Below are 9,481 nucleotides of genomic sequence, written 5' to 3'. Positions count from 1 at the left end.
GAGGTAGATATAATGGCTCAACATATGTGGGCGGCTATCGCTTTACTAAAGGCGAATTGAAGGTTACTAAAGAATCTCTGGAACAATTTCGCAAACTAAAACAAGGTTACATTGAATATCAGATGAGTAACCAGCTTAGAACTTTAGAGCAATTGAGAAAAAAGTTTGTGGCCAGTGGTTCAGGTCTATCTTCGAATGAAAAAATATATCTAGACTCTGCCCAAGCTCTCTCCATTGTGTCTATAGCCAGTATTGATTTTGATGTCTCTATGATGGACCTTCTGAAACTTTATCAAGAAGGGATCAAACAAGCAGAGGAACACTGGCAAGAAACACTATCTGAAGCTATGAGTATAGGCAATCAGTTGGATAAATGGGAAGTGTATGAAGCTCTTGAAGAGGTAGGTTTCGCTCATGAGAATATTGTCGACTTTCCCACACAAATCTACCAACATAAAATCAGTCAAGTGCAGCAAATGAGTCAAAAATTCAAAAGTCTTGAGCGTGAGATTAAGGGCAAAATCTCGGAGATAGTCGCTCGAGATCAGGAACTGGCGCAAGAACTGAAATCTTCATAGGTAAAGTTTGTTCACGAGACACAGAGGAAAGTTCTGTCTCTCTTTATGAAATAGGGCATTTTACAAATGGAGGATTATTCCTTCTAGCAGCGCAGGATTATTTCAAATCCTATTAAAAAACTTGATAGACAATCAATAAAAGCAGTTGTTGCCTCAGTTTGGTAAAAACTGCTTTTGAGGGTTATTTGAGCAGAATCCTAACAGCTTGGCATGGGTTATCTTTGGGGGCATAACTATGTTATAATGAAACTATGAAATTAAAAGTAAATGAAGAGGAGATGCTAGCCTTTGCCGAGCATTTGGGTAGCTTCTTTCGAGCACAGGATGTCCTTGTGCTGACAGGTGAACTTGGTGCGGGAAAGACAACCTTTGTAAAAGGTTTGGCGCTAGGTTTGGGCATTCATCAGATGATTAAAAGTCCAACTTACACCATTGTACGTGAATATGAGGAAGGGAAACTTCCTCTGTATCATATGGATGTTTATCGTGCAGGTGATGATCCCGATAGCTTTGATTTGGATGACTACCTTTTTGGTGATGGTGTCTCAGTTATTGAGTGGGGGGAACTTCTGGGTTCAGACTTGCCAGACCATTATTTGGAAGTGAGGCTGGACAAATATGTAGATGGCTTTGCTACAGATGCGTTACGTGAGTTAGAACTTATCCCCCATGGGCAGCGCTACGAAGAGCTTTTAGGACAGTTATGAGTACAGAGTTACTTATTCGTGAGGCAAGGAAGGAAGACAGCTCAAAATTGATTGCTTTTCTTGATCAGGTCGGCAAGGAAAGTCATTTTTTGACCTTGGATGAAGCAGGGATATTGATGACCGAGCCTCAGATGGAAGAATATTTGGAACAAATTTTACAGAAGGATAACAATGCTTATTTCCTTGCCTTTTTAGGAGAAGAAATTGCGGGAGTTTTGCATATTACTGCTGATTTTCATTATCGTGTCCGTCACATTGGAGAGATTTTTGTTGCGGTTGCCTCAAAGTTTCAAGGCTATGGCATTGGTACATTTCTTTTTGAAGATGCTCTCGAATGGATAGAGGAAACAGGGGTATTAAAGCGTTTAGAGCTTACAGTTCAAAAACGAAATAAAGCAGCTATCCATTTATATGAAAAATTTGGTTTTACGATAGAGGCTATTCAAAAATACGGTGCACGTGATGAGCATGGGAATTTGATAGATGTCTTCGCTATGGTGAAGTTTTTCCAGTGATTTTTGCAGAAAACAAGAATCTATTCAGCGCATTTTGGCAAGATAAGGGACACACGTAGTCTTGCTGGAATTTTTATATTTTAACAGTGTTTTAGCGAGTTTTTTTACTAATTTTGGGAAGAAGTAGGACTGAGGCCTTTGTTGTTTTCACGCCTTTTTTTGTGCATTTGTCATGAACCTTTTTGCATCTCTTGTTGTTTATTCGTAAAAATTTGATATAATCTTACTATGAAACTTTGGAAAAAATCGCTGTTGATGATTACAGGAATCATCGCCTTAACGGCAGGAGCAGCTACTGTCTATGTATCGACAGTCTTAAATAGCACAACAAAAGCCTTCTCAAAGACTTATGCTGAAGCAGGTAACGCAGATGCAGAAAATATTATCAAAGCTACAGAGCCTTTAACTATTTTACTTATGGGTGTTGATACAGGCGGAGCTGGTCGTGGAGGATCAACCAGTTGGGATGGTAACTCTGATTCCCAGATTGTCATGACGCTTAATCCAAAAACGAATACAACGACAATGGTATCTATTGAACGAGACATCATGTCTAACATTCTGGATGACAAAGGAAGCGCTGTTTCAACACAAAAAGTGAATGCCGCCTATCCAATGGGATATAATGCTGGAGGTCTGGAAAAAGGCGTTGAGTATGCTTTGAAAACCATTGGTGATCAAGCGGGAATCCCTGTTGATAACTTCTTGATGATTAACTTTGACGGGCTTGTCAACTTGGTGAATGATGTTGGAGGTATTGATATTGACAATACAACAGGGCAAACGCTCTATATCTCTGATACTGAACCAGAATATACAGAGCAAGTTCCTCCGGGGAAACAGCATATTGATGGAAGACAGGCACTTGTTTATGCACGTGACCGCCATCATTTACCTAATGGCGATTATGGACGTGCCGCCCATCAGCGAGAAGTTATTTCTGCTGTCATGAAAAAATTGTTGGCGCTGAATAACATTACACAGTACCAAAAATTCTTAGATGACATTAGTAAGGATATCAAGACAAATATTCCAATCAATAGCTCTACTTTGACATCTTTATTGGGCTACAAAGATTGCTTTAATAAAGTTGTTTCGATTCAGTATCAAGCCATTGGTTATACAAATCCAGCGGATGGTGGTTCTTACCAGCTTTTGCCTAATAATACAGCACTTGCTGTTCAAAATGCTCTCCGTTCTTCTTTACAAAAAGAAATTGGAAACCGTTTAAGCGACAACTTGATTACTTATGAGACTTTGACTGGAAATGTACCAAGTTCATATTTTATGCCTTCTGCAACAGTAACAGAAAATGGAAAATCAACAGTTTATGGTATTGATGTAGACGGATCGTTTGTAAAACTGGACAGCAGCAATTCAACCACTTATGTGTCAACAGATGGCAGTGCTGCAACAAGTGATAAGCCAGCCTCTTCTGATGAAACAAAAAGTAGCGCAGACCAATCGAGTTCCCCTAGCGCAGCTCCCTACAGTGGTGCAGCGAATGATGGAACAGGTTATTATGGAGAGGGAACCACCGTTCCAGGAGCCGGAGGAGCAGTGGCTGACGACACAACAACCTATGCTGATCCTTATGCGGGTCAATAATTGCTTCAATTAGAAAAATATGATAGACTAGACAGGTAGTGAAAAATTCTACTTGTTTACTTTGGTCCGATAGCTCAGCTGGATAGAGCATTCGCCTTCTAAGCGAACGGTCGAGGGTTCGAATCCCCCTCGGATCATGATGCCAAACTTCGCTCCGCCTTTGTGGCGGGGCTTTTTTTGGTGTTCTTTTTATGTTTTGTGCCAAATTTTGTGTCAAACCTATTTTAAATATTCAGTATAGAGGGGTATAGGAAGTGAATTATTTTTCCGATTAATATGAGGAATAAAAGGGAAATGAACCTAGGGCTGTTGGCTTAGGCAGACGCACTAAGTACCAGCAACATTGCTTTTAAAATGGAGTGCTTGGAACGGAGAGAGAAAGAAACGGTTTTTTGTCAAAATGCAAAAACAAAGGTATTAATCACAGTATTCTTGTCCACTTGGTCAAGGACTTTTTTCATTTTTGGGAGTTTTATTCTCCAGACAAGTTTACCGTCTTTTAGCTTTCTGATATAAAGAACGATATGGGCATTTTTGACTCTTTTATAGACCTTTTGTTAAACAGTTTCTGTTTCAATTATTATACGGTGTAAAGAGGGAGAAGGAAGTTTTGGAGGGGGGAAAAGAATAGAAATGAATGCGAATTTTAGATTGGCTTGGACAAATATATCCTTGATTTTGCTATAATATAAGCATGACTAGATATATGGCAACGATTGCTTATGATGGCACAAATTTTGCAGGCTTTCAAACGCAAGACAATCAACGAACAGTGCAAGAAGAGATTGAAAAAGTTCTTACAAAATTAAATTCTCATCATCCGGTAATATTGCAAGCTTCAGGTCGAACAGATTCAGGTGTCCATGCGCATGGTCAAAGGATTCATTTTGATTTACATGGGCAGCGTGATGAGGAACGTTTACGTTTTGCTTTGGATACGCAAACTCCATCGGATATTGCCTTTCATGACGTCATACAAGTTGAAGAGGACTTTCATGTTCGCTTTAACAAGCATGAAAAGATTTATGAGTATTTTCTGGAAAACAGTAAAGTTCGTAGTCCCTTTTACCGTCTTTATCGTGCACATTTTCGCTATAAACTTGATGAAGCTTTGATGCGCCAAGCTCTAGCTGATTTGGTAGGAACACATGATTTTACAGGTTTTACAGCAGCTGGTGCTACAGTTGAAGACAAGGTGCGAACGATTACTCAGGCTGAGCTCGTGAAACTTGACCAAGAAAATTACAAATTTATTTTTCGTGGTAACGGTTTTCTTTATAAGCAGGTCCGTAATATGATGGGAACGGTTATCAAAATAGGCAATGGGCGGATGCCTGTCTCACAGATAAAAAAAATTTTAGAAAGTAAAAATCGTGACCTAGCAGGTCCGACTGCAGCCCCAGAAGGGCTCTATCTCAAGGAGGTAATCTATCTTGACTAAAAACGTTGTTGCTGTACATGACATTTCTTGCGTAGGGCGCTGTTCATTAACAGTGGCGCTCCCCATTATTAGCGCTTACGGTATTGAATGCCGGCTTTTACCAACTGCTCTTTTGTCAACACACACGGGAGGCTTTACGAACTTTACTTATCTTGATTTGACAGATGAAATGCGCAACATTATCAAAGCTTGGCAAGAACTAAATCTCCATATGGATGGGATTTACAGTGGTTTTATGGCCTCTGCTGAACAAATTGATGTACTCAAAGAGTTGATTGATATATATAAAGAGGCGGATAATCTTACTATAATCGATCCTGTCATGGCAGATCACGGGGAACTTTATAGTGTGTTTGACATGCATTTTGTAGAGAAAATGGGCGAACTCTTGCCTTATGCGGATGTTCTTTTGCCAAATATCACAGAAGCCTGCCTCCTCACAGGAACCCCTTATCAAGAAGGCGTGCAAACAGAAGAATTTATCCAAACGCTCATTGAAAAATTACAAGTACGTGGTGCAAAAAATGTTGTTTTGACAGGTGTCATGCTTGATGAAAAATACATTGGTGCTGCCTCAGCAAGAAGCACTGGACAGATTGACTATGTTTTGGCAGAAAAATTACCGGGCGCTTATCATGGCACAGGCGACATTTTTGGCTCTGTTTTATCTGCAGAGTTGACAAATGGCAAAACCTTAACAGCTGCAACACGAGAAGCTGTTGACTTTGTAGTTAAATCGATAAAAAATACGCCAAAGTCTGCCGACAAGCGCTATGGTGTAGAGTTTGAACAAACATTGAAAAGCAAAAGGAAGCAGGAACAATGAAGGACTCAACTAAAAAATTAACCCTGTTGGCTTTGTTGGCCGCATTGACGTTTGTCTTGGGCTATTTCACCAAAATCCCTATTCCTGGTGGTTATTTCACGCTGCTTGATGCGGGTATTTTCACGACAGCGATGCTTCTTGGAAAACGCGAAGGTCTAATCGTCGGCGCGCTGGCAGGTTTTCTCAATGACTTTATTGCAGGATACACTGCTTATATGTTTTTCACCTTGGTCATTCATGGGCTACAAGGTTATTTGGGGGGAGTAACGAAAAGCAAGGCGCTTAATTACGTGTTGGCTACTGTGGTGATGGTCGGCGGTTATTTTGTAGCAGATATGTTTATTGTTGGAAGCTTAGCCGTGGCATTACCAGACATGGCAATCAATGCCGTGCAAACCAGTGTTGGTTTTGTCGTTGCTTTGCTCCTTACAGAAATTCTTAAGAAATCAGGTGCGCTTCATGGACTTAAAACAAATTAAAGAAGAAACAAAAATTATTATTGAAGATGTTATTGAAAAGACAGGGATAAAAGCTGGACAGATTTTTGTATTGGGTCTATCTAGTTCCGAAGTCAATGGCGGTGTGATTGGCAAGAATTCATCAGCAGAGATTGGCGAAGTAATTGTTGGAACGATTTATGAAGCGCTCAATGCACGTGGTATCTATTTAGCTGTGCAGGCGTGTGAACATCTTAATCGTGCTTTACTTGTGGAGCAAGAATTGGCGGACAAAAAAGACTTGGAAATTGTTTCTGTTGTGCCACAGCTCCATGCTGGAGGAAGCGGGCAAGTGGCGGCCTATAAGCTTTTTAAAGCACCTGTCGAAGTGGAACATCTCACGGCATATGCTGGCCTTGATATTGGTGACACATCTATTGGCATGCATGTGAAGCATGTCCAAATCCCTGTGCGACCTGTCTTAAAAGAACTTGGCGGCGCACATGTCACAGCTCTTAAATCACGTCCTAAGCTTATCGGTGGGGAACGTGCAAGTTACCAGTAAAGTAAAATGTTTGTATTTGCATATCAGTTGGTAATAAGAACAAAGTGTGAGAAAATGAGCTTAACAATAAAGAGGGAGGTGCAGATGACAAATAAAGTCGTAGTAGATGACCTCAGAGAGAAACCAGTTGCTCACGAGTCCTACTGATATTCACTAATTTCTAAAAGGAGGAGAGATGTTTCTATCCTCTTTTTTGATCCCTACTCAAAATCTAAGACCTTGACAAAAAAACGAAAATCAGATAAAATAATGTTCGGGCACCGCTTTTTGCGGTAAAGTCAGAAGCTCCCTTACAAAAGGGAGCTTATTTTTTTATTTCGTGACTCACATTTGTGGCTAAAACCACTAAATGTTCGACGGCAAGCTTTACGGAGCTTTGCCTAAGCGCCTCGTTAGGAAAAATAAAAATAATTATTTTTCTGTCACATTTCCCCAGGCTTAATATAGAAAACAGAGGAGATTTCACATTGGCAACTAAGTATATTTTCGTCACAGGTGGTGGTACATCATCAATGGGTAAGGGTATTGTTGCAGCGTCTTTGGGACGTTTGCTCAAAAACCGAGGCCTTAAAGTAACTGTACAAAAATTTGACCCATACCTTAATATTGACCCAGGGACAATGAGCCCTTATCAACACGGTGAGGTTTTTGTTACAGACGATGGCGCTGAAACAGACCTTGACCTTGGACACTATGAGCGCTTTATTGACATCAATCTTAATAAATACTCAAATGTAACTTCAGGTAAAGTTTACTCTGAAATTTTACGTAAAGAGCGTAAAGGAGAGTACCTTGGAGCCACAGTTCAAATGGTACCTCACGTTACAGATACACTAAAAGAAAAAATTAAGCGTGCGGCAACAATGACTGATGCGGATGTTATCATTACTGAGGTTGGTGGAACAGTAGGTGACATGGAATCCCTGCCATTCATTGAAGCCCTACGTCAAATGAAAGCAGAAGTCGGTTCAGATAATGTGATGTATATTCACACTGTGCCTATCCTTCACTTGCGTGCAGCGGGTGAGTTGAAAACCAAAATTGCGCAAAATGCGACAAAAACCTTGCGTGAGTATGGTATCCAAGCCAATATGTTGGTGCTTCGTACAGAAGTCCCAATCACACGTGAAATGCGCGATAAAGTAGCCATGTATTGTGATGTTGATCCTGAAGCAGTTATCCAGTCTCTTGATGTGGAACATCTCTACCAAATTCCATTAAACTTGCAAGAGCAAAACATGGATCAAATCGTTTGTGATCATCTGAAACTTGATGCACCTGCAGCTGATATGACAGAATGGGCAGCGATGGTTGACCATGTGATGAACCTTAAGAAAAAAGTCAAAATTGCTTTGGTTGGTAAATATGTAGAGTTGCCAGATGCCTATATCTCTGTGACAGAAGCCTTGAAACATGCTGGCTATCCAGCAGACAGCGATATTGAGTTAGATTGGGTAAATGCCAATGACTTGGACGACAGCAATGCTGCTGCACGTTTGAAAGACGCACATGGTATTATCGTTCCTGGTGGATTTGGTGAACGTGGTTCAGAAGGTAAAATTTCGGCTATCCGTTATGCCCGTGAAAACGATGTGCCAATGTTAGGTATCTGTCTTGGTATGCAAATGACTTGTGTAGAGTTTGCACGTAATGTTTTAGGCATGGAAGGGGCACATTCTTACGAATTAAACCCAGAAACACCATATCCAATTATCGATATCATGCGTGACCAAGTTGATGTTGAAGACATGGGCGGAACTTTACGTTTGGGTCTTTACCCCTCAAAACTTAAAGCAAATACTAAAGCACGTGCGGCTTATAACGATGTTGATGTTGTACAACGTCGTCACCGTCACCGCTATGAATTTAACAATAAATATCGCGAACAATTTGAAGCTGCAGGCTTCACATTCTCTGGTGTTTCCCCAGACAACCGTCTGGTTGAAATCGTTGAGTTGACAGACAAGAAATTTTTCGTTGCTTGTCAATATCACCCAGAATTACAATCACGTCCAAACCGCCCGGAAGAGCTTTATCAAGCCTTTGTTAAAGCTGCCGTGGAAAACATGTAAAAATAAAATCCCTAGCTGGGGATTTTATTGTGCATAGTTTTTAATATTGTTTCTTATCATAATTTGGTATACTGGTTTCAATATTGAGGGAGGGGGAAACCGTGTCAGAATATCAACGTATGATTTCAGGACAACTTTACAGTGCGTCTAAGATTGAAAAAGAGTATAATCCACAAGCATCAAGAGCTCTTGTACAAAAGATAAATCAAACCAGCCTAATGGATCAGGACAAAATTATTGCTTTAGAAAAACAACTGTTTGGGAGCACAGGGGAATCTATTTATGTGAATCCACCGCTTCAAGTCGATTATGGTTTTAACACGCATATTGGTGAAAACTTCTATGCCAATGTTGATTGTATCTTCTTAGATGTTGCGCCAATCACTATTGGAGACGATGTGATGTTTGGCCCTCGCGTGAGCTTGATTACACCGCTGCATCCTATTGATGCAGATGTCCGTGCTCGGGGGCTTGAATACGCAAAGCCAATCACTATTGGCAATCGTGTATGGCTCGGTGCAGGTGTCATCGTGAATCCTGGTGTTACTATTGGTGAGGGAACGATTGTTGGAGCAGGAGCGGTAGTAACCAAAGACTTGCCCGCACATGTTATTGCAGTGGGAAATCCTGCCCGTGTTTTGAGAGAAATTAGCGAGGAAGATAAACATTACTGGGAAAAGCAGGAAAGCGATTATCATGCAACCAAAAAAGCAGACTAAAAGCTGCTTTTTT

Annotated in this window: 9 protein-coding genes, 1 tRNA gene and 1 pseudogene; all 11 read left to right on the top strand. The window is 40.6% G+C overall.

Going from position 1 to position 9,481, the window contains the following annotated elements:
• A pseudogene (locus NFR51_RS05600) lies at positions 1 to 578 on the top strand (hypothetical protein); the annotation flags it as partial.
• 251 nt (positions 579 to 829) lie between these two features.
• Positions 830 to 1,285 carry a tRNA (adenosine(37)-N6)-threonylcarbamoyltransferase complex ATPase subunit type 1 TsaE gene (gene tsaE / locus NFR51_RS05595; protein ID WP_251712760.1) on the top strand — a complete coding sequence of 152 codons (456 nt, stop codon included), beginning with the start codon at positions 830 to 832 and terminating at the stop codon, positions 1,283 to 1,285.
• Positions 1,282 to 1,800 (top strand): GNAT family N-acetyltransferase, encoded by a 519-nt coding sequence (locus NFR51_RS05590; RefSeq protein ID WP_251712759.1) that lies wholly within the window; start codon positions 1,282 to 1,284, stop codon positions 1,798 to 1,800. The genes tsaE and NFR51_RS05590 overlap by 4 nt, the downstream gene beginning before the upstream one ends.
• 228 nt (positions 1,801 to 2,028) lie before the next feature.
• On the top strand, positions 2,029 to 3,408 hold the full coding sequence (locus NFR51_RS05585) for an LCP family protein (RefSeq protein ID WP_251712758.1): 1,380 nt from the start codon (positions 2,029 to 2,031) through the stop codon (positions 3,406 to 3,408).
• 63 nt (positions 3,409 to 3,471) lie between these two features.
• Positions 3,472 to 3,545 (top strand) — tRNA-Arg (locus tag NFR51_RS05580).
• A gap of 557 nt (positions 3,546 to 4,102) precedes the next feature.
• Positions 4,103 to 4,849, top strand: coding sequence for a tRNA pseudouridine(38-40) synthase TruA (gene truA, locus NFR51_RS05575; RefSeq protein WP_251712757.1), 747 nt, complete (start codon positions 4,103 to 4,105; stop codon positions 4,847 to 4,849).
• Positions 4,842 to 5,675, top strand: coding sequence for a pyridoxamine kinase (locus tag NFR51_RS05570; RefSeq protein ID WP_251712756.1), 834 nt, complete (start codon positions 4,842 to 4,844; stop codon positions 5,673 to 5,675). Before truA ends, NFR51_RS05570 begins: the two co-directional genes overlap by 8 nt.
• Positions 5,672 to 6,154, top strand: coding sequence for an ECF transporter S component (locus NFR51_RS05565; protein WP_251712755.1), 483 nt, complete (start codon positions 5,672 to 5,674; stop codon positions 6,152 to 6,154). The genes NFR51_RS05570 and NFR51_RS05565 overlap by 4 nt, the downstream gene beginning before the upstream one ends.
• Entirely contained in the window at positions 6,135 to 6,677 is a 543-nt protein-coding gene (locus NFR51_RS05560) for a TIGR01440 family protein (RefSeq protein ID WP_251712754.1), read from the top strand. The genes NFR51_RS05565 and NFR51_RS05560 overlap by 20 nt, the downstream gene beginning before the upstream one ends.
• Positions 6,678 to 7,144: 467 nt before the next feature.
• On the top strand, positions 7,145 to 8,749 hold the full coding sequence (gene pyrG / locus NFR51_RS05555; protein WP_251712753.1) for a CTP synthase: 1,605 nt from the start codon (positions 7,145 to 7,147) through the stop codon (positions 8,747 to 8,749).
• Between the two features lie 101 nt (positions 8,750 to 8,850).
• Entirely contained in the window at positions 8,851 to 9,468 is a 618-nt protein-coding gene (locus NFR51_RS05550; protein WP_251712752.1) for a sugar O-acetyltransferase, read from the top strand.
• Positions 9,469 to 9,481 lie beyond the last annotated feature (13 nt).

It is taken from the genome of Lactococcus ileimucosae (assembly GCF_943193185.1).
Classification (GTDB): Bacteria; Bacillota; Bacilli; order Lactobacillales; family Streptococcaceae; genus Lactococcus; species Lactococcus ileimucosae.
The sequence above is the reverse complement of the archived record's forward strand: the minus strand, read 5'-3'. Positions and strand labels throughout refer to the sequence as shown.